This window comes from Nonomuraea sp. NPDC050786, from assembly GCF_040654115.1.
Classification (GTDB): Bacteria; Actinomycetota; Actinomycetes; order Streptosporangiales; family Streptosporangiaceae; genus Nonomuraea.
Genome location: NZ_JBFAHJ010000016.1, coordinates 1 through 21,058, shown reverse-complemented (window position 1 = coordinate 21,058; position 21,058 = coordinate 1). Strand labels below are relative to the sequence as shown.

Sequence of the window (21,058 nt, the reverse complement as noted above, 5' to 3'; positions counted from 1 at the left end):
CCTACAGTCGGTGTCATGGACGCGCGACGGGTCGTGGTGGTGGCGTACGAGGCGGCGGAACTGCTCGACATCGCCTGCATCACCACGACGTTGGTGGTCGCCAACTGGCACGGCGCGAAGCCCTACTACGAGACGCAGGTGGTCTCGCCCGGCGGCCACGCCGTCACCTGCGGCACCGGCCTCAACCTCCAGGCCGACCAGGCCCTGGAGCGGGTCACCGGACCGCTCGACACGCTGGTGGTCTCCGGCGGGATCGGCCACGAGGACGCTGCGGCCAACCCGCTCATCGTCGGCCACGTCCGCAGGCTGGCCAGGGAGAGCCGCAGGGTCGCGTCCGTCTGCACGGGGGCGTACATCCTCGCCGCGGCCGGGCTGCTCGACGGGCGGCGCGCCACGACCCACTGGGAGCAGGCGCAGACGCTGGCGGCCCGGTTCCCCGAGGTGGTCGTGGACGCCGACCCCATCTTCATCCGCGACGGGAACGTGGCCACGTCCGCCGGCGTCACCGCCGCTCTCGACCTCACCCTGGCCTTCGTCGAGGAGGACAACGGCACCGAGCTGGCCCGCACGGTCTCCCGGCACCTCGTCACCTACCTGCAGCGGCCCGGCAACCAGGCGCAGATGAGCATGTTCGTCAGCGCCCCCGCCCCCGCGAACAGCCTGGTCAAGCGGACCGTCGCGTACATCGCCGCCCACCTGCGCGACGACCTCACCACCCCGGCGCTGGCGGCCGAGGCGGGCGTGAGCGAGCGGCATCTCACCCGGCTGTTCCTCAAGCACCTGGGGCTCACGCCGGGGCGGTACGTCCGGCAGGTCCGCACCGAGGCCGCCGCCCACCTGCTGGCCTCCACGTCGCTGCCGATGGCGTCCGTGGCCGTGCGGTGCGGGTTCGGGACGGCGGAGACGCTGCGGCAGGCGTTCATCGACCGGTACGGGATCCCGCCGTCGCGCTACCGGCTGACGCAGGCGGCCGGGTAGGGCTCCAGGATCAGCAGTTGAGGCGCTTACGCGAGCTATGGGAGAGTTTGACCGCCTCAGTGACGATCCGGACGACGAAGGTGATCACAGAATGCGAAAGACGATCGCGCTTGCTGTCGCGGCCGTCACGCTGGCGGGCTGCGGCGTGCTCCCCGGCCGGCAGGGCGGTGGCGGCGCGGAGAGGCAGCCGTCGCAGGCCGTCGCCGAGACTCCCACCGGGAAGCAGCCGGACACGGCCCCCGCGCAGGCGCAGCAGAGCGCGCCCCCGCAGGACACCAAGGTGATCGCCTCCCGCGAGGCCGAGGTGTCCGCCGGTGGCGCGCACGGCAAGGCGCGGGCCGACATCACCGCGCTCAAGCGCCAGGGCAGGCTGCTCACACTCAACTGGACGGTCACCTCGCTCGACGGCAAGGTCAACCTGCACAACGGCATGGGCACCGCCCCGCTGGACTTCTCGGTCGCGGGCGTCTCCCTGATCGACCCGGTGAACGCCAAGCGCTACCGGGTGGCCCGCAACGGCACGGACGCTGACGCCACGTGCGTCTGCTCCGGCACCCAGGGCCAGTGGCTGGAGAGGGGGCAGGCGTCCACCCTGTACGCGGTCTTCGCCGCGCCTCCGGCGGACGTCACGAAGATCAACATTGAGCTGCCGATGATCGGCGTGCTGACCGATGTTCCGATCTCTTAGCGTCGCCCTCGCCCTCGTCCTGTCCCCGACCCCCGCGCCCAGCCCGCCCGCCGGCGCCACCGGGGCCGTGGAGGACCTGGTGCTGCCCGTCGAGGACATCATCGGCGAGGTCGAGTCGCTGGACGGGACCGAGAGCGAGACCAAGCAGGGACGCCAGGTGACGGTCGCGCTCACCAGCGACGTGCTGTTCGCGCTGGACAAGTGGCAGCTGACCGCCAGGGCCAGGCAGCGGCTCTCGAAGGTGGCCGAGAAGGTCAAGGCCGATGGCGCGGGCGGGGCGGTCAGGATCGAGGGGCACACGGACGACCAGGGGAGCGAGGCGTACAACGTCAGGCTGTCGCAGCGGCGGGCTCAGGCCGTCGAGGCGGCCATGCGGGGGCTGCTCGCCGGCGCGGGCGTGACCCTCGAGGCACGGGGGTACGGCGAGAGCCGGCCCAAGCGGCCCAACCTGGTGGACGGGAAGCCCAACGAGAAGAACCGCGCCCAGAACCGGCGCGTGGAGGTCATCTTCACCGCCAAAGCGTGACCGGGTGCCGTTGTCAGTCGCCCCGCAGCTGGCCCAGGGTCACGGTGACCGTCTTCGTGCTCCCGTCGGGGTGGAGGACGCCGATCTTGGCCTGGTCGCCGGGCTTGAGGGTGGCGATGGTCTCCGCCAGGACCGCCATCGTCGGCGTCTTCTTGCCGTTGATCGAGACGATCAGGTCACCGGCGCGGATCCCGGCCTTGGCGGCGGCCCCGCCCGGCTCGGCGCGTACGACGCCCACCCCGGTCGGCCTCCCGTCCGAGCCGATCACCGTGCTGCCCCTGATGCCGAGTGCGGCCCGGTGGCTGTTGGTGACCCTGCCCTGCTTGATGATCTGGGCGGCGATGTCCGTGGCGGTGTTGCTCGGGATCGCGAAGCCGATGCCGGGCGCGGTGCCCCCGCCCAGGTCGGGGTCGGTGGCGGCGAGCGTGGGAATGCCGATCACCCGGCCTGACAGGTCCACCAGCGCCCCGCCGCTGTTGCCCGGGTTGATCGCGGCCGAGGTCTGGATGGCGCCGGCGATCGTGGCGCCCGGCGAGCCCTCCTCCTGCGGCTCGGAGACGGTACGGCCGATGGCCGAGACGATGCCGTTCGTCACGCTGCCCGACAGGCCCAGCGGGTTGCCCATGGCGAGCACGATCTGCCCGACCCGCACCTTGGCCGAGTCCCCGAACCTCGCGGGCCGCAGCCCGTCGGGGTGGTCCACCTTGATCACCGCGAGGTCGCCCGCGTCGAAGGACTTGACCAGCCTGGCCTGGCGCGGGGCGCCGCCGGTGGCGATCGTGACCTCCATGCTGGTGGACTGTCCGACCACGTGGGCGTTGGTGATGATGTGTCCGGCGGTGTCGTACACGATGCCGGAACCGAGCCCGACCTTGGTGTTGATCTGCACGATGGACGGCAGCACGTTGGCGATGACGTCCTCGTACGCCGCCTCGAGGGAGGCCAGCGACAACGGGGAGGCCGACGGCGACGGCGACGAGGCGGCCGGCGATGAAGTGGGGGAGCCCGCCGATGTGGCTCTGGGCGCGGGAGGGGAGCCGCAGCCGGCGAGCAGCACGGCGGCGGTGGCCAATCCCGCGACGATCCTCTTCATGGCAGGAGTGTGCCCCCTCAGCCAGAAAGATACGCTTCCCGGACGTCACGCCTGCTCAGCTTGCCTGTGGGCGTGCGCGGCAACGACTCGCGGTACTCGATCACGCGTGGGTGCTTGAGCCGGGCCAGCCGGGGCTCGCAGTGCCGCAGCAGCTCACGCGTGAGCTCGTCCGAGCCCGCGATCCCGGCCGCCGGCTGCACGAGCGCGACGACCTGCTGGCCCCACTCCGGGTCTGGTACGCCGATCACCGCCACGTCCGCCACGGAAGGGTGCTCGAGCAGCGCGGCCTCGATCTCGGCCGGGTAGATGTTGACCCCGCCGGAGATGATCAGGTCGGTCCGCCGGTCCAGCAGGAACAGGTAGCCGTCCTCGTCGAGGTAGCCGATGTCGCCCGGGGTGTACGCCTGCCCGCGCATCGCCGCCGCCGTCTTGTCCGGGTCGTCGTGGTACTCGAACCGGCTGATCCCGCCGATGTAGACGAGCCCCGGCGATCCGGGCTCCACCTCCCGGCCGTCCTCCCCGACGATCGTGAACCTCTTCCCGTCCAGCGCCCTGCCGACCGTGCCGGGCCTGGCCAGCCACTCCTGTGACGACACCATGGTCGCCACGGCCGCCTCGGTGGAGCCGTAGTACTCCCACAGCACGGGACCGAGCCAGTCGATCATGGCCTTCTTGGTGGCCGGCGGGCACGGGGCCGCCCCGTGGTAGAGGTGGGTGAGGGACGACAGGTCGTACGACTCCCGGTCCGGCACCCCCAGCAGCCGGTGGAACATCGTGGGCACCATGAACGCGTTCGTCACCCGATACCGCTCGATCAGCCGCAGCGTCTCGGCGGCCTCGAACCGCTCCGGCGCCACGATCGAGTGCCCGAACTGCAGCGCCATCATGGCCTGCCCGTACGGCGCCGAGTGGTAGAGCTGCGAGCACACCAGGTGCACCCCGCCGAAGGGCAGCCCGAAATGGCGCCAGCTCTTCCGCATCAGGATCGGGTAGAGCTCCTCCGGCGTCAGGTCCAGCAGCCGCCGCCGCACTCCCTTGGGTCGCCCCGTCGTACCCGAGGTGTAGAGCATCATGGACCCGGCCCGCCGGTGCGCGGGCGGGTCGGCGGGCTGCCCCGAGACGAGTTCGCCGACCGTGAGGGCCTGCGGCGAGACCACCACCGCGGCCCCGCAGTCGGCCACGATGTAGTCGATCTCCTCGGCCGTGAAGTGCCAGTTCACGGGGACGAGGTGCGCGCCGGTCTGGTACGTCGCGAGCATCATGGTGAGCGCGTCGAGCCCGTTCTTCAGCACGGTGACCACGCGGTCGCCGGGGGCGACTCCGCGGGACGTCAGGCCGTTGGAGGCCCGGTTCACCCGGGCGAGCAGCTCTCCGTAGGTGGCGCCCGCGTCGCCGAGGAGCGCGGGACGTTGGGGGTCGTTGGCAGCGATCTCGTAGAAACCCCTCATATCCGCAGACCCTACAGAATGCTCTCTTGTGACGTAATCTCGAGGTCATGGCGGATGTCGGCGACCAGGTGCCCTCGCACGATTCACCCACCACCCCGTTCCGTAAGATCGTCCTGCCGTCCGAGGAGACGGTCCAGATCCCCCGCCCGCCGGCACAGCGGCTCCCCGCTCCGCAGACCCCGGAGCCGCAGGCCCCGGAATCACGGGCCCCGAAGCCGCAGACCCCGGAGTCACAGACCCCGGAACGGCCGCCGCCGGGCAGTGCGCTGTCCTCGCTGCCGCCCATCCCGGAGCCGCCGAAGCGTGGCATCGGCGACATCCCGATGAAGGTCGTCTACCTTGTCGCCGCCATCATCGGCACGGTCCTTGCCGTGTTCCTGATCTTCATGCTCTTCTCCGGTGACGTGCCCGCCAACAAGAAGGCCGCCGAGCGGAGCGCCTCCGTCGCCCCCGCACCGGCCTCCGCCTCCTCCGTGGCGCCCCCGGCTCCGAGCGGCACCGTGAGCCCCATCGCGCTGCCGCCCGCGCCGGCGAGCCGGAAGTATCCGACCCTGTCAGGCACGGCATCCGTGGTCATCGGCATCGTCAGTGACAAGGACACCGGGATCAGCTATCCCCGGCTGGCCGCGCCGTGGAAGGCCAAGTCGGTCCAGCCGTTCTCGATCGCGCAGCGCATCGGCAAGGTGGCCGTCCCGCCCACGGTGATCGCCTCGGCCATGTTCCCGGGCGACTCGCCCGCGAAGAAGCCCTCGAAGGACGCCGACTACCGCCGGCTCGCCGTCGAGGCCGCCCGCTGGGCGGTCGCCACCCAGTACCCCCAAGGCGCCACGCTCGCCTGGACCGCGTCCGGGAAGATCCCGGTCGGCACGGGCTGGACGCTCGGCTACCAGGTCACGTACCCGGCCGGCGGCGAGCAGCAGGTCGCCCAGGGCATGGTGACGGTCGTCGAGGTGGGCAGGACCAAGCCCGCGATGCTCCTGGCCTCCATCCCCGAGACGCACAAGAAGCACTGGCGCGACATCAACACCCTCGTGGAACGGGTTCGCCCGCTCTAGGCCCAGAAGCATCCTCTAGAATATGGTTCTGGGTGATGGCCGTACCTGGCATGGAGGATGAGCATGGCGATCGGGTTGAGCGAGGAGCACGAGGCGCTCCGCGAGTCGGTGAGCGGCTGGGCCGAGCGGAACATCCCGTCGGAGCTGCTGCGTGCCGGGGCGGACACGCGCCCCGCGTTCTGGCCGGGCCTCGCCGAACAGGGGCTGCTCGGCCTGCATGTGCCCGAGGAGCACGGCGGCTCCGGCTACGGGCTGCTGGAGACGGCCGTGGCCGTCGAGGCGCTGGCCGAGCGCATGGCTCCGGGGCCCTACCTGCCGACCGTGCTCGCCAGCGCCGTGATCAACGCCTCCAAGCGCCCCGAGCACCTGGAGTCGTTCGCCGACGGCACCCTGACCGCCGCCGTCGCGTTGACCGGCTCGTTGAGCGGCACCCGCACCGAGGACGGCTCCCTGGTCGTCTCCGGCACGGCCGACCCGGTGCTCGGCGGCTCGCTGGCCGACGCGCTCGTGCTGCCGGTCTCCACGGCCGACGGTGAGGAGTGGGTCCTGGTCGACGCCTCCTCCGCCACCGTCACCCCGGTCAGGTCCCTCGACCTGACCAGGCCGGTGGCCAAGGTGGAGCTGTCGGAGGTGGTCGTGCCCGCCGAGGGCATCCTGGGCGGCGTCCAGAGCTCCGACGTGCGCAACATCGCCGCGATCCTGCTCGGCGCCGAGGCGGCGGGCCTGGCCTCCTGGTGCGTCACGGCCGCCGCGGAATACGCCAAGGTACGCGTCCAGTTCGGCCGCCCGATCGGCCAGTTCCAGGGCATCAAGCACAAGCTCTCCCGCATGCTCGTCGCCCTTGAGCAGGCCCGCGCGACGGTGTGGGACGCCACCAGAGCGGATGGGAAAGAGCTGGACTACGCCGCCGCCATCGCCGGGGTGATGGCCCCCGACGCCGCCGTCCAGTGTGCCAAGGACGCCATCCAGACGTTCGGCGGCATCGGCTACACCTTCGAGCACGATGTCCACCTCTACTACCGCCGCGCCCTCACGCTGCGTGCCCTGCTCGGCTCGTCGGCCGAGTGGGCGGCAAAGGTGACCGAGCTGGCCCTGCAGGGCGTCTCCCGCGAGATGGTGATCGACCTGCCCGAGGACGCCGAGGAGCTGCGCGAGTCGATCCGCGCCGAGATCGCGGAGATCGCCCGGCTGGAGGGCAAGGAGCAGAAGCGGGCCCTGGCCGAGCGCGGCTTCGTCATGCCACACCTGCCCAGGCCGTGGGGCCGTGACGCCAAGCCGCTGGAGCAGGTGCTGATCGCCCAGGAGCTCAAGGCCGCCAAGGTCAAGCTGCCCGCGATGATCATCGGTGCGTGGGTGGTGCCGTCCATCGCCGCGTACGGCACGCCGGAGCAGCAGGAGCGCTTCCTGCCGAAGACGCTCAGCGGCGAGATGATCTGGTGCCAGCTCTTCTCCGAGCCGGGCGCCGGCTCGGACCTGGCCTCGCTGCAGATGAAGGCCGAGAAGGTCGAGGGCGGCTGGACGCTCACCGGGCAGAAGATCTGGACCTCCGTCGCCCACGTGGCCGAGTGGGGCATCTGCATCGCCCGCAACTCCAGCGAGGGCTCCAAGCACGAAGGCATCACGTACTTCCTGGTCGACATGAAGGCCCCGGGCGTCACCGTCAGGCCGCTGACCGAGATGACCGGCGAGAACCTGTTCAACGAGGTCTTCCTCGACGGCGTCTTCGTCCCCGACGACCTGGTCGTGGGCGAGGTCGGCGACGGCTGGAAGGTCGCCCGCAACACGCTCTCGAACGAGCGCGTCTCGCTGTCGTCCGGCTCCGGCGGCACCGGCGCCTCCGTGCCCGACCTGCTGGGCCTGATCGGCCGGCTCGGCCGCGAGCTGACGCCGGCCGAGGAGCAGCAGGTGGCCGAGGTGGTCTGCGAGGGCCACTCGATCAACGCGCTCTCGCTGCGGGTCACGCTCAAGCAGCTGGCCGGTAGCGAGCCGGGCGCGGACGCCTCCGTACGCAAGCTGCTGTCCACCTCCCACGCCCAGCACGTCTCGGAGACGGCGGTGGAGCTGCTCGGCCCGGCGGCGGTCGTGGCCGCCGACATGAAGCTCGGCGACGCGGGCTACTGGAACCGGGCGGTGCTCGCCACCAGGGCGATGACCATCTACGGCGGCACCACGGAGGTGCAGCTCAACATCATCGGTGAGCGGATGCTGGGCCTGCCGAGGGACTAGCGGACGGGCTGCGGCGGGACGGGCGCGACGTTCTGGGCCGGGACCGGGACGCCGATCTTGATCTCGCCGACGCAGGAGCCGGGGCCGACGGCGCGGACGGCCAGCTCGCTCCCGCCGCCGCTGATCGTCGCGTACGTCGTGCCCAGGTCGCTGCCCGCGGGCACGGCGGTGCTCCGCGCCGCCCCGAGCCGCACGTCCAGGGTGGTCGGGGCGCCGTTCAGGTAGGAGATCTGGACGGTGTGCTCGCCGTCCGGGATCGGGACGGGCAGCCGCAGGCGCACCTCGGACGGTCCGACAGGAGTGCAGGAGGCGCCGGCCGGGATCGTGACGCCGTCGATCGCCACCGGCCGCACCCGGCCCTGCTCGTCGAAGATCAGCGGCTGGGCCAGGGGGCCGGCGAGCCTCCTGGCCCAGGTGATCTCGCGGGGCGCGGTCGGGCCGAGGATGCGGGACTGCAGCGCGTAGTCGTAGAAGAAGACGGGGAACGCGATCTTGGCGGGCACGTAGGTGTCCAGGACGACCGAGCCCGCGGGCAGGCGGGCCAGCGCCTGCCTGGCGGTCTCGACGTAGCTCCTGACGTTCGCGCCGAGCGGTCGGTCGGCGTAGGCGGCGACCGACCACACCGAGCCCGCCGCGAACACCGCCGCCACCGGCGCCCACGCCCACCTGAGCCGTAGGGCGGGACGGCGCCAGGGCCGCTCCTCGCCCTCGACCGGGATGAACGCCAGCCCGATGACCAGCGCCACGACCGTGGCGGTGGAGGAGACGTACCTCAGCTCGAACCCGCTCAGATCGGGACCGAGCAGCTCGACCCGCCCCAGCATGATCGGCACCACGTCCGCCAGCAGGAAGTAGCCCAGCAGGGCCAGCCACGCCAGCCAGGCCCGCCGCCGCCAGATCACGGACACGCCCACGGCGACGCCCGCGACCGCCAGGCTCGCCCAGATGAGCGCGGGTGGCGTGGCGGCCAGCGCGTAGTCCTCGCCGATCGGCTGCCACCGCCAGGGGCCGCCCAGCGACGTGGGCACGAGGGAGCCGGTCAGCAGCGTCCACGCCGACTTCGCCGCGACCTCGGCGCTGGGCAGCACGGGCCGGAACGTGTCGTTCGTGAGCTGCACCGACGTGAACAGCTGCCGGAAGAACAGCACCGCGTACGGCACGAGCACGCCCAGGTAGAGCAGCCACCCCCGCCACAGCCGCAGCCCGCCGAGCCACCCGGCGGTGAGCACGAAGGCCAGCACCGGGATGAACGGCGCCTTGACGAAGAAGACCATCCCGAACACCGTCCACCCGGCCGCCGCCACGGCGTGCCTGAAGCGCCCGGTGCGGGTGTAGTGCACGTGGGAGGCCAGCGCCATCGGCAGCGCGATCTGGAACGGCAGCGTCTCGGCCACCACCGCCCACCACGACAGCCCCGGGATCGTCATCGGCGTCAGCAGGTAGAACCCCAGCGGGACGAGGATGGCCGGACGCGTCCCGAACAGCAGCCGCAGCAGCCGCAGCAGCGCCAGGCCGGCCGCCGCCTGCAGGCTGATGGTGAGGACGTGCGCGAGGGCGTCGTTGTAGACGCCGAGCCGCCCCATCGCCCAGTGGATCGCGAACGCCCCCGGCATCATGTGGCCGAAGTCGACCCGCATGAGGTAGTCCCACGACAGCGGGCTCTCCAGCCCTCTGGCGATGAACATGAAGTCGTCCTGGCGGAAGTACGTCCGCCTGACCAGCTCGAACTTCCACACGAGCTGCACCGCGACCATCACCAGGCCCGCGGCGAGCACGGCGTCGCCGCTGCGCGACCACTGGCGCGCCCCCGCTGCAACCACTCTCCCCATCACCCCCGCGACGACTCAACCACGTCGGGGTCGGCCCTGGAATGGCCGTGGAATGGCCGTAGCACGGTTGTGATGTCATAGCGGGATGCCGCACACACCCCGGGCCGGGCCTGCCTCCGCCCTCCTCGGGCTCGCGCTCGGCTGCCTGGCGCTCGGGCCCGCGTTGGGCTGGGGTTTCACGCTGCTCCAGGACATGGTGTTCGTGCCTGACCCGTCGTTCACCGCGTGGACGTTCGGGCTGGCGGGCGGGGCCGCGCGGGTCGTCCCGAGCGACGCCGTGGTGACCGCGCTGTCGCTGGTGCTCCCCGCCGAGCTGGTGCAGAAGGCGATCCTGCTGGGGATCTTCGTGCTGGGGTGCTCGGGGGCCGCGCTGCTGCTGCCGTCGGGGTCGCTGGGGCCGCGGCTGGTGGCGGGCGCGTTCTACGTGTGGAACCCGTACGTGGCCGAGCGGCTGCTGATGGGACAGTGGGCGCTGCTGCTCGGGTACGCCGGGCTGCCGTGGGTGGTGCGGACCGCGTGGACGGGACGGCGGGTGGCGGCGGCCATGCTGCCCGCGGCGGTCGGCGGGTTCGCGGCGATGACGGTCACCGCGATCGCGGCGCTTCCGGTGGCACGGCGGGTCCTGCCGGTGGCGGGGCTGCTGGCGGCCTTCAGCCTGCCGTGGCTGGTGCCCACCGCGCTGCGGCCCGAGGGGATCCACGGCGACCCGGTCGGTGTGTACGCGTTCGCGGCCAGGGCCGACACGCCGTTCGGCGCGGTGGGGAGCCTGCTGTCGCTGGGCGGGATCTGGAACGCCTACGCGGTTCCTCCTGGTTACGGGGCCTTCGCCGGGGCGGCGGCCAGGCTGCTGCTCACGCTGGCCGGGATCGTGTTCTTCCTGCGGGGAGACGTGCCGTACAAGAAGGGCCTGGTTGTGGCGGCCCTGGCCGGGCTGGGCATCGCGTGCGCGGGCGTCACCGAGGCCGGGCGGGTGGCGTTCGCGTGGCTGGTCGGGGTGTGGGGCGGGTTCGCGGTGTTCAGGGACGCCCAGCAGTTCGTGGCGCCGCTGGCGCTGGTGGCGGCTCTGGGGCTCGGGCTGCTCGTCGAGTCGGTGGCGCGCGAGCGGGGGTGGGTCGTCGCGATGGCGCTGGTGCCGGTGGCCGTGCTGCCCACCATGGCGTGGGGGTCGCTCGGGACGCTGGGGGCCGTCTCCTATCCGGAGAGCTGGAGCGCCGCGCGTGAGGTGATCCGGCGGGATCCGGAGCCCGGGGACGTGCTGGTGCTGCCGTTCGAGTCCTACCGGAGGTTCCCGTGGAACGGGGGGCGGGCGGTGCTGGATCCCGCGCAGCGCTTCTTCGCCGTGCCGGGGCGGAGGGTGCTCTCCAACGACGTCGTACGGGTCGGAGACATGGTCGTGAAGAGCGAGGACACACGGGCCCAGGCGGTAGAACACGTACTAGAAGGGTCCTCGCCCGATCTTCCCGCGGCGGGATTTCGCTACGTGATAGTCAACGCGGGGACAGTTGAAGAGCGGCAACGGTTCGGCGTATGGCTACGGAGTGCGAGAGTGCTGATAAGTACGGGTGACCTGCGGCTCTATCGATTCGACGGGCCCGTGCCGCATCGACACGTGCCCTGATCAGGGGATTTATAAAGATTTCGCAGAGCTACTTCCGAGTAGCAAGAATTGGTTCTAGGTTGGGACGGACCCGCACCATTTGTCCGCTCGAGGAGGAACCCCCCGTGATAAAGATCCTCTTAGCAGCGATCATCGGCATCGCCGTGGCGGCGCTCGTGGCGACGGTCACCACGGTCTCTCTCACCGGCGCCACCGCCACGCCGGTCAACCAGCCGCTCTACTTCTACGGCGACCGGTAACCCGAGCCGACATGCCGCCCTCTCCGCATGGGGACGGGGGGACGAGCCGACCACCACTGCTTGAGATCGTCGTTCCCGCCTACAACGAGGAACGCCGACTTCCCGGGGGCCTCCTGCAGCTGTGCGCGAAGCTTGCCCGCATGCCGTTCCCGACCGCCGTCATCGTGGTCGACAACAACAGCACGGACCGTACGGCCGAGATCGTCACGAACTGGCCGCATGGGCCGGTGGCGGTCCGGCTGATCCGGTGTCCGGCTCCCGGCAAGGGCGCCGCCGTACGTGCCGGGCTGCTCGGCACCAGCGCTCCGTTCGTCGGGTTCGTCGATGCCGACATGGCCACCGACCTCGACGCCATCGACATCGCCTTCGGGCAGTTGCTGTCCGGGGAGCGGGTGGTGGTCGGGTCGAGGGGGCACCGGGACTCCCACGTCGAGAACCGCCACAGCAAGGTCCGCGAGCTGGGCGCCTTCGCCTTCCGCGCGCTGGCCGGCGCGCTGGTGCGCGGGGTGAGCGACACCCAGTGCGGGTTCAAGTTCTTCGACGGGGTGCTGGCCCGCGAGGTCGCCGTCCTGCTCCGTACCCCTGGCTTCGCCTTCGACGTCGAGCTCCTCGCGCGCTGTGTCGGGCAGGGCGCGGCGGTGAAGGAGGTGCCCGTGCGCTGGCACGACATGCCGGGCTCGCGCTTCTCCCCGGCCCGGCACACGTTCGGCATCGTGATGGAGCTCGGCAGGATCTGGCTGCGGCTGCGCACCCGGCCGCGGGCCGCCGCCGACCCGGCCTGGGAGCCGCCGCTCGACCCCGTCGGATATCCGTGAAGATCGCTGTCGTCAACTGGCGTGACCCCTGGCATCCTCTGGCGGGCGGCGCCGAGACGTTCGCCTGGGAGATGGCCCGCCGATTCGTGGGCGCGGGGCACCAGGTGTGCTTCGTCACCGCGCGAGCGCCGGGCCAAAGCCGGGGGGAGCGGGTTGACGGGGTGCGCATCGTGCGGATGGGCGGGGCGTTCACCGTCTATCCGCTGGTGCTCTGCTGGCTGCTGCTCAGGCGCGGCCGCTTCGACGTGGTGCTCGACTGCCAGAACGGGATCCCGTTCTTCACCCCGTGGGTCGTGCGGCGGCGTACCCGGGTGCTCTGCGTCGTCCACCACGTGCACGATCGGCAGTTCGGCCTGCACCTGCCGCGGTGGCTGGCGGCGTTCGGGCGCTTCCTGGAGGGGCCGGTGGCCCGGTGGAGCTACCGGCGGCAGGTGAGCGTGGCCGTGTCGCCGTCCACGGTGCGGGCCATGCGGGAGCGGCTCGGGTGGGACGGCCCGGTGCACATCGTGCCGAACGGGGTGAGCATCGCCCGGCCCGGCGATGTCGCCAAGAGCCCGGCGCCGCGGCTCGTCTGCCTGGGGCGGCTCGTCGCGCACAAACGCGTTCACCTGCTGCTCGACGCCGTGACCGAGCTCAGGGAGCGCTGGCCGGACCTGGCCGTGGACATCATCGGCCGCGGGCCCGAGGAGGAGCGGCTGCGCGCTCGGCTGCCTGAGGGCGTCACGCTCCACGGCTATCTGACGGAGGAGGAGAAGGCGCGGGTGGTCGCGCGGGCGTGGATACACGTGAGCGCCTCGCAAGGTGAGGGATGGGGGCTGAGCGTGCTCGAGGCGGCCACGCTGGGGGTGCCGACCGTGGCGTTCGACGTGGACGGGCTCCGGGATGCCGTACGGCACGGGGAGACGGGGTGGCTGGTGCCCGAGGGCACGGAGCTGGCCAAGGGCATAGCCGCGGCACTCACCGAGCTGGACCAGACTTATGCCGTGAAATGTCGGGCATGGGCGGACCGCTTCTCCTGGGACCGCAGCGCGCGGCGCCTCACCGCGCTGATGCTGGGCCATGACGTCGAGCCGGGTTGGGAGGCGTGGTGACCCGCAAGCCGCCGATCGACCGGATCGTGGCCGGCCGCTCTCCCAGGCAACCGGCCACCGACCGCCTGGTGGCCGGCCGCCCCGGCACCGGCCGCACCAAACCCGAACCACCGCCCACCGACACACCCGCCACCCCGCCGCCGGTGCCCGCCGTCACGCCGACTGCCACCCCGCCGCCGGTGCCCGCCGTCACGCGGCCGGTGCCTGCCACCCCGCCAATGGCGGACTCGTCCGGGACGCCGCCGCTGGTGCCCGGCGCGCCTGCGTCTGCTCCGTCGGCCTCTGGTGCCTCTACGCCGCCGGACGAGTTCCCTCCCGCCGATGGGAGCGCGAATGCGCGGCCCTCCGATGACCGGCGTGCTGCGGCCCCGGAGCCGGTCGGTGAGCGGGGTGGGCGTGCCGCGGCCCCCGGGCTGGTCAGTGAGCGGGTGCGGCGGCGGTGGTGGCTGGTGGTGTGCTGCCTCGGCTTCGCCGTGCTGGCGTTCACCACCAAGCCGGGCAACCTGATCTCCGACACCAAGATGGACCTCGCGCTCAACCCGCTCGGCTGGTTGGAGCGCGCCTCCCACCTGTGGGACATCCAGCACTTCGGCCAGCTCCAGAACCAGGTCGCGGGCTACATCTTCCCGATGGGCCCGTTCTTCGCCCTGGGCGACCTGGTAGGCGTGACGCCGTGGGTGACGCAGCGGCTCTGGCTGACGTTGCTGATGTGCGTGGCGTTCCTGGGCGTGGAGCGGCTGGGCAGGCAGCTCGGCATCGGCACCGAAGGCACCCGCATCGTGGGGGCGCTGGCGTACGCGCTGGCCCCGCGGACGCTCTCCATCCTCGGCGAGATCTCGATCGAGTGGCTGCCCGCCGCGATGCTGCCGTGGATCCTGATCCCGCTGCTCACCGCCTCGGAGACGGGCCAGCGGGCCCGCGGGGCCGTCAGGTCGGCGCTGGCGGTGGCGCTGTGCGGCGGCGTGAACGCGGTCGCCGTGCTGGCCGTGCTCGTCGCCCCCGTCGTCTACATCCTCACCAGGCCGCGCCCGGTGCCGCGCTGGCGGCTGCTCGCCTGGTGGACGGCGGCCGTGTCGGTCGCCACGCTGTTCTGGACGCTGCCGCTGCTGCTCGTCGGCCGGTACGCGTTCTCGTTCCTGCCGTACACCGAGACCTCCGAGACCACCACCCAGGTCACCTCGCTCACGAACGTCCTGCGCGGCGCCTCGGACTGGGTGCGCTACCTGCCGGTCAACGGCGTCTTCGACCAGCCGCCGGGCTTCGCGATCGCCACCTCCGCGGCCATGGTCGTGGTCACCGGCGTGCTGGCGGCGCTCGGCCTGGCCGGGCTCTCCCGCCGGGACCTGCCTGCCAGGGGATTCGTGGTGGCGCTGTTCCTGGTCGGCGTGACGGCGCTGGTCGCCGGGCACATCAGCGCCCTGGAGCCGGTCGTGGCCGAGCCGGTGCGCTGGCTGCTCGACGGCCCGCTCGCGCCGCTGCGCAACCTGCGGAAGTTCGACCCGCTGGTACGCCTCGCGCTCTCCTTCGGGCTCGCCCATCTGCTCGTGCGGGCCAGGCTGCCGCTGCGTACGGTGTCGGCGGTGGCGTTCGCGGCCCTCGTCCTGCCCGTGTTCAACCAGGGCCTGGCCGCGCCCGGAGACTTCAAGCAGGTGCCGTCGCACTGGCGGGAGGCGGCGGCCTGGCTCGACGAGAACGCCGGCGACGACGGCGTCCTCATCGTGCCGGGGGCCAAGTTCGGCGAGTACGTCTGGGGCCGGCCGCTGGACGAGCCCATGCAGGCGCTGTCCACGGCCCGCTGGACCACCAGGCAGATCACGCCCCCCGGCTCGGTGGGCCTGACCAGGCTGCTCGACGCCATCGACCAGCGGCTCACCGCGGGCCACGGCTCGGCCGGGCTGACCGCCGTGCTGCGCAGGATGGGCGTGCGGTACCTGCTCGTCAGGAACGACCTGAACAGGGCGAACCTCCAGGGCGCCTGGCCCGCGCGGATCTTCGAGGCACTGCGCGAATCGCCCGGCATCAAGCGGGTGCGCTCGTTCGGCGAGCTCGTCGGCGACAAGGAGAGCGACGACGCCGTGGAGTCGCTGGACGCGCCGTTCCCCGCGCTGGACCTGTACGAGGTGACGGGCGGCTCGGACCTGGTCTCGGTGCAGCCGGTGGCCGACGCGCTCGCCGTGCGCGGCGGGCCGGACTCGCTACTCGCGATGGGCGACCTCGGCCTGCTCGGCGACGGCCCGGTGCTGGTGAACGGCGACGCGGGCAAGCGGGAAACGCCGACTGTGGTCAGCGACGCGCTGCGGCTGCGCGAGCGCTCGTTCGGCGAGATCAGGTCGAACTGGTCGCCCACGCTGACGGCCGACAGCAAGGCGGACTTCTCCGGCGTCAGGGCGCTGGACCTGCTGGAGAAGGGCTGGCTGGACGACACCGCCACCGCCGAGTACGGCGGCATCGCAGGCGTGACGGCCTCCTCCTCGGTCGCCGATCCGTACGCGATCGCCGGGCTCAGCACGACCGGCCGGGGCCCGTGGGCAGCCCTGGACGGCAACGGGCAGACCGGCTGGGAGAGCGACGGCTCGAAGCCCGCGGAGGGCGAATGGCTCCGCGTGGACCTGCCCAGCCGGATGCGGATCCCGTACGTGCAGGTGATGCTCGCCCCCGACCTGCTGCTCGGCCAGGCGATCAAGCGGGTGGCCGTGGAGACCGAGTCGGGGAGCCTGGCGCAGGACGTACGGCGGATCACGGAGCCGCAGCGGCTGCGCGTCCCCGACGGGCCCACGAGCTGGGTGCGGGTCAAGGTGCTGCGGACGGTCACCGGCGAGTGGAGCTACGGCCAGCGGGTCGGCATCGTCGAGCTGTCCATCCCCGGCGTCACGCCGGAGCGCACGATCAGGCTGCCGGGAAAGGGCGGCGACGTGTTCGTCATGGACCGGGGGCTCGACGAGCGGCCCGCCTGCATGCGCAATCAGTACCGGTGGATCTGCAACGCGACGGCGCTGGCCAAGCCGGGGGAGGAGACCGGGTTCGACCGGACTTTCAGCGCCGCTTCCGCCGCGACCGTGAACGTGCGGGGATCGGCCGTGCTGAAGGATCCGCTGCTCGTCGACCGGTACACGCGCATCAGTGCGGATCTGACCAGCGTGACCGGCTCGTCCCAGCTCACCTTGGACGCGGTGGTCTCGCCCCGGTCGGCGTTCGACGGGGACGCGAGCACCACCTGGATTCCCGCCACCGACGACGCCCAGCCCGCGCTCGCCATCGCCTGGAAGGGCCGGCGGACGATCTCCCAGCTCCGGATCGGCCGCCCCGGGGGCGACAAGCAGGCGCTCGACGTGGTCCTGACCGGCGACCGCGGCGCCGTCCGCGCGGGACGGGTCGATCCGCGGGGCCTCCTGACGTTCAAGCCGCTGTCCACCTCGCGGCTCCAGCTCCGCTTCACGCCGATCTCGAAGCGGCTGCAGGTGACCGAGATCGTGGTGCCCGGCGTCGCTCCCGTGGGCAGGCTCGCCGGCGTCCCGCTCAGGCTCCCCTGCGGCTCCGGTCCCCGGATCGAGGTGAACGGGCGGGCCATCCAGACCAAGGTCGCCGGCACCCAGGCCGACCTGCTGGAGCAGCGGCCCGTGCAGATCTACGGGTGCTCGAAGGCCAGGCTGGTGGCCGGCGACAACCGGGTGCGGGTCGCGGGCTGGGAGTCGTTCGTCATCGACGACCTCGTGGCGGGCGCGCTGCCCGTCAAACCGCGCGGCGTGGAGGGCGCGGCCGTGCAGAGCACCTGGACGCCGTCCGTACGCGAGGTCAAGGTGACCGCCCCGAAGGACTCCTTCCTCGTCGTCAACGAGAACTACAACGCCGGCTGGCGGGCACAGATCGCCGGCAAGACGCTCAAATCAGTGCGTATCGACGGCTGGAAGCAGGGCTGGGAGCTGCCGGCCGGGACCACGGGGACCGCGCGCCTTGAATACGTGCCGGACCGCGCCTACTGGCTCGCGCTCGTCCTCGGCCTGGCCGGGATCGCCCTGCTGACCCTGATCGCCCTGGTCATGCGCGGCCCGCGCCCCGAGCACGTGCTCGAGACCGCGCCCGCCTCGGCCGCCCGGCTGCGGCACCTGCGGGCGCCGTACGCCGTCGTGCTCGCTCTGGCGTTCGGCGGCTGGGTGGCGAACTGGCAGGGCATGCTCGCGGTCCTCGGCGCCCTGCTCGTGACGCTCGTGCTGCGGGACAGGGGCCGGCCCGCGCACTGGGCGGCCGCCGCCGCCTTCGGCGCGGCCACGCTGTCGCTGGCGGCGGCCATGACGTGGCCCGGCAGCGAGCTGCTGCTGGACGTGCTGCCGCAGCTGGCCGCCTGCGCGGCCATGGGCGTGCTCTTCGGCCAGCTCGTCAAGGAGCCGGAGCGACCGGCGCCGGAGATGGAGCGGCCGGCGGCCGAGCAGGTGCTGACGGGAGCCGGCCGAGCTTGAGCGCCGGGACCTCGATCAGATGGTAGCTGCCGACGCTGAGCAGCAGCGTGCCCAGGAACGACACCACCGCCACGCTGGGGAAGTCGCCGCCGAACGGCGGCGCCCCGGTGAGCTTGAGCTGCAACGTGATCAGCGGCGCGTGCCACAGGAAGAAGCTGTAGGAGATGCGGCCCAGGTAGGCGGTCACGGGGTTGCCGACCAGCCGGTGCCTGAGCGAGTCGCCCCTGGGCGCCAGCGCGAACGGCGCCACCAGGAGCATCGCCACCGCCGCCTCCAGGCTGATCCGCAGCAGCGACTCCCACAGGGTCGGCAGCGTCAGCGTGCGCGGCCCGGCCAGCCCGGTGCTCAGCACGGCGTACAGCAGCAGGGCCAGCACCAGGAGCTGCGGCGTCAGCGCGTCGATCACCCTGCTGTGCCCGATCCACACCGACAGCACGGCCATCGCCATGCCGCAGGCGAAGAAGACCAGGTGGTACGGCAGCAGCAGGGCGAGCTGCGGCTGCCCGAACTCCCGCGTCACGACCACGGTGGCCACCGAGATCACCGGCAGCACCCCGATGCCTGCCAGCAGCCTGACCGGCGGGTTGCCGCCGCGGCGTGCCCATTTGTGCAGCAGCCAGGCCAGAACCGGAAGCACCAGGTAGAAGGCCATCTCGATGGGGAGCGTCCACATCTGGTACAGCCCCTCGGCCGCCTGCTCGCCGGGGAAGTAGTTCTGCAGCAGCAGCAGCCACTTGACCCAGCCCAGCCAGTCGGGCGAACTCCACGCCCACAGCGCCGGCACCACCACGAGCCAGTAGACCGGCATCACCCGCAGCACCCTGCGCCACAGATAGAGCAGGGGTTTCGGGCGTGGCGTATTCTCGATCACCGCGCGCGCCCACGGGCGGTAGAGCAGCAGGCCCGACAGGAGGAAGAAGATGGGTACGGCGATGCCGAGGCGGGCCAGCATCCAGGCGTACATGCCCTCGCGGTACATGACGCCGGTGTTGCTGCCGACGTGCAGCAGCCAGACGCCCAGCGCGGCGAACGCGCGGATGCCGTCGAGGGCCGCGTCCCTGCTCTTCACCTCTGCTCACACCCTCTCGCTCGGCCGGCGGAAACCACGATAGAACCTGTTTCTATCGATTTGATTGCGGTGGTATGGCCGCCCGTGACGCGCATCACCCATTGTCATACTTTGTTGCTCGACGATCGCGCTAGACGACAACACGTTCTACAAATCCGGAGGCCTCGATGGGTCGTATCTCCACGCTCGTCCTCATCGGGTTCGGGGCTTTCTTCATCGCGCTGGCTCCGCTGCTGAAATTCTGGGCGGCCGGCCAGATCATCGCCGCTCCCGCGGACCAGTTCGGCATCGCGCGGCTGGAGGCGAAGGGCGCTCGCTACTTCTCGCTCCAGGACCTGAAGGTGCTCACCGGTGACCTGCAGATCTTCGTCACCACCCGCGGGGACGTGAAGGAGGCCAACTCCAAGAGGGTGGTCTGGGACGAGGCCACGGTCGTCAACGACGTGACCAACAGCCGGCCGCAGATCGACCTCTCCGAGCGCCGCAGCGCCTTCGACCGCTACACCGGGGTGGCGCTCAACTGCTGCGGGGACAGCATCGACAAGGAGCCGGTCACGCTGGAGGGGCAGATCTACAAGTTCCCCTTCGACGTGGAGAAGAAGACGTACAAGGTGTTCAACGCCACGGCGGGCAAGGCGTTCGACGCCGCCTTCGTGCGTGAGGACAACGTCAACGGCCTGCCCGTCTACGTCTTCGAGCAGAACGTCCCGCCGACCAAGACCGAGACCCGCAGCGCGCCCGCCAACGTGCTCGGCATGACGGGCACCACCGGGGACGTGCAGGTCGACCGGTGGTACGACGGCAAGACCACGTTCTGGGTCGAGCCGGTCACCGGCTCCCCGGTCAAGCAGGAGGTGCAGCGCCACGAGGTGCTGAAGACCCAGGACGGGATCGAGCGGTCGCCGGCCTTCGTCGGCACCGCGAAGATGACCGAGCAGACCGTCAACGACCTGGTCAAGCAGGCGCAGTCGGGCAAGAGCCAGATCAACCTGCTGCGCAACATCATCCCGCTGGTCCTGCTCATCGTGGGCGCCGCGCTGGTGCTGACCGGCGTCGTCCTCGGCCGGCGTCCCCGCGGCGAGTAACCCCGCATTCGGGGGCCCGCGATATGCGGGCCCCTTTTTCATGCCCCAGGAAGGCCGAACTAGAACACGTTATCGTCCTAGGTTACTCACCGGTACCAGACGAAAGGTTCTAGTCTAGAACGCGTTGCAGTTCGCCATCCGGCGGACGTATTGTCGGGGCCATGCGGACACGTGTCACGGACATGTTCGGAATCGAGTTCCCGATCTTCGCGTTCAGCCACTGCAGGGACGTCGTCGCCGCCGTCAGCCGCGCGGGCGGCATGGGAGTGCTCGGAGCGCTCTACTTCACCCCTGACGAGCTCGAGACGGAGCTCAAGTGGATCGACGACCACGTGGACGGCAGGCCGTACGGCGTGGACGTCGTCATGCCGGCCTCCTACGAGGGCGCCGACTTCGCGCCCGAGGAGCTGGTGGGCCGCCTGCAGTCGATGATCCCCGCGGGCCACCGGTCGTTCGTCGAGAACCTCCTGGCCAAGCACGGTGTCCCGCAGCTGTCCTCGGACGCCGACCCCGGCAAGGTGCTGCTCGGCTGGACGGACGCCACTGCCCGGCCGCAGGTGGAGGTCGCACTCCGCCACCCCATCGCCCTGCTGGCCAACGCCCTCGGCCCGCCGCCCGCCGACGTGGTGGACCTCGCTCACGCGCACGGGGTCAAGGTCGCCGCCCTCGCCTCCACGCCCAGGCACGCGCTCAAGCAGGTCGAGGTCGGGGTGGACGTGGTGGTCGCCCAGGGCACGGAGGCCGGCGGCCACACGGGCGAGATCTCGACCATGGTGCTGATCCCGCAGGTGGTGGATGCCGTGGACGTGCCCGTCCTGGCCGCCGGCGGCATCGGCAACGGCCG

General features: G+C 71.6%; 16 protein-coding genes. 12 read left to right on the top strand and 4 right to left on the bottom strand.

All coding sequences use genetic code 11. From position 1 onward, the window contains the following. Positions 1-15 precede the first annotated feature (15 nt). From AB0H84_RS26960 to AB0H84_RS26950, 3 genes are all read left to right on the top strand, one after another. Entirely contained in the window at positions 16-978 is a 963-nt protein-coding gene (locus AB0H84_RS26960) for a GlxA family transcriptional regulator (RefSeq protein ID WP_357609641.1), read from the top strand. A gap of 91 nt (positions 979-1,069) precedes the next feature. Continuing rightward, positions 1,070-1,666, top strand: a complete 597-nt coding sequence (locus AB0H84_RS26955; protein ID WP_357609638.1) for a hypothetical protein — start codon at positions 1,070-1,072, stop codon at positions 1,664-1,666. Then, a complete protein-coding gene (locus tag AB0H84_RS26950) occupies positions 1,650-2,192 on the top strand; it encodes an OmpA family protein (protein WP_357609635.1) in 543 nt (180 codons plus the stop codon). Before AB0H84_RS26955 ends, AB0H84_RS26950 begins: the two co-directional genes overlap by 17 nt. Positions 2,193-2,205: 13 nt before the next feature. Here AB0H84_RS26950 and AB0H84_RS26945 read toward each other — a convergent pair whose 3' ends face one another. Continuing rightward, entirely contained in the window at positions 2,206-3,285 is a 1,080-nt protein-coding gene (locus tag AB0H84_RS26945) for a trypsin-like peptidase domain-containing protein (protein ID WP_357609632.1), read from the bottom strand. A 17-nt stretch (positions 3,286-3,302) separates the two neighbouring features. Then, positions 3,303-4,733 carry an AMP-binding protein gene (locus tag AB0H84_RS26940; RefSeq protein ID WP_357609629.1) on the bottom strand — a complete coding sequence of 477 codons (1,431 nt, stop codon included), beginning with the start codon at positions 4,731-4,733 and terminating at the stop codon, positions 3,303-3,305. 47 nt (positions 4,734-4,780) lie between these two features. On the opposite strand from AB0H84_RS26940, the gene AB0H84_RS26935 reads away from it, so the two are divergent. Both AB0H84_RS26935 and AB0H84_RS26930 read left to right on the top strand, forming a co-directional pair. Continuing rightward, positions 4,781-5,788 carry a hypothetical protein gene (locus AB0H84_RS26935; RefSeq protein ID WP_357609628.1) on the top strand — a complete coding sequence of 336 codons (1,008 nt, stop codon included), beginning with the start codon at positions 4,781-4,783 and terminating at the stop codon, positions 5,786-5,788. Positions 5,789-5,851: 63 nt separating this feature from the next. Beyond that, entirely contained in the window at positions 5,852-8,014 is a 2,163-nt protein-coding gene (locus AB0H84_RS26930) for an acyl-CoA dehydrogenase (protein WP_357609625.1), read from the top strand. Here AB0H84_RS26930 and AB0H84_RS26925 read toward each other — a convergent pair. Beyond that, positions 8,011-9,843 (bottom strand): hypothetical protein, encoded by a 1,833-nt coding sequence (locus AB0H84_RS26925; protein WP_357609622.1) that lies wholly within the window; start codon positions 9,841-9,843, stop codon positions 8,011-8,013. The genes AB0H84_RS26930 and AB0H84_RS26925 overlap by 4 nt on opposite strands. An 85-nt stretch (positions 9,844-9,928) precedes the next feature. On the opposite strand from AB0H84_RS26925, the gene AB0H84_RS26920 reads away from it, so the two are divergent. The 5 genes from AB0H84_RS26920 to AB0H84_RS26900 all read left to right on the top strand — a co-directional run bounded on the left by AB0H84_RS26920 (position 9,929) and on the right by AB0H84_RS26900 (position 18,060). Beyond that, positions 9,929-11,461: a hypothetical protein gene (locus AB0H84_RS26920; protein WP_357609620.1), complete on the top strand. Its 1,533-nt coding sequence runs from the start codon at positions 9,929-9,931 to the stop codon at positions 11,459-11,461. A 104-nt stretch (positions 11,462-11,565) separates the two neighbouring features. Then, entirely contained in the window at positions 11,566-11,700 is a 135-nt protein-coding gene (locus tag AB0H84_RS26915) for a hypothetical protein (RefSeq protein WP_357609617.1), read from the top strand. Between the two features lie 11 nt (positions 11,701-11,711). Continuing rightward, positions 11,712-12,515, top strand: coding sequence for a glycosyltransferase (locus tag AB0H84_RS26910; protein WP_357609615.1), 804 nt, complete (start codon positions 11,712-11,714; stop codon positions 12,513-12,515). After that, positions 12,512-13,606, top strand: a complete 1,095-nt coding sequence (locus AB0H84_RS26905; RefSeq protein WP_357609613.1) for a glycosyltransferase family 4 protein — start codon at positions 12,512-12,514, stop codon at positions 13,604-13,606. The genes AB0H84_RS26910 and AB0H84_RS26905 overlap by 4 nt, the downstream gene beginning before the upstream one ends. After that, a complete protein-coding gene (locus AB0H84_RS26900) occupies positions 13,603-18,060 on the top strand; it encodes an alpha-(1->3)-arabinofuranosyltransferase family protein (RefSeq protein ID WP_357609610.1) in 4,458 nt (1,485 codons plus the stop codon). The genes AB0H84_RS26905 and AB0H84_RS26900 overlap by 4 nt, the downstream gene beginning before the upstream one ends. On the opposite strand, the gene AB0H84_RS26895 is transcribed toward AB0H84_RS26900, so the two are convergent. Then, positions 17,981-19,129, bottom strand: coding sequence for an acyltransferase (locus AB0H84_RS26895; protein WP_357609607.1), 1,149 nt, complete (start codon positions 19,127-19,129; stop codon positions 17,981-17,983). The genes AB0H84_RS26900 and AB0H84_RS26895 overlap by 80 nt on opposite strands. 167 nt (positions 19,130-19,296) lie before the next feature. Between AB0H84_RS26895 and AB0H84_RS26890 the strand changes: the two genes are divergently transcribed. Both AB0H84_RS26890 and AB0H84_RS26885 read left to right on the top strand, forming a co-directional pair. Further along, positions 19,297-20,214, top strand: a complete 918-nt coding sequence (locus AB0H84_RS26890; protein WP_357609605.1) for a DUF3068 domain-containing protein — start codon at positions 19,297-19,299, stop codon at positions 20,212-20,214. A 161-nt stretch (positions 20,215-20,375) separates the two neighbouring features. Beyond that, positions 20,376-21,058, top strand: a 683-nt coding sequence (locus tag AB0H84_RS26885) for a nitronate monooxygenase (protein ID WP_357609603.1), incomplete at its 3' end; no start/stop codon positions are given.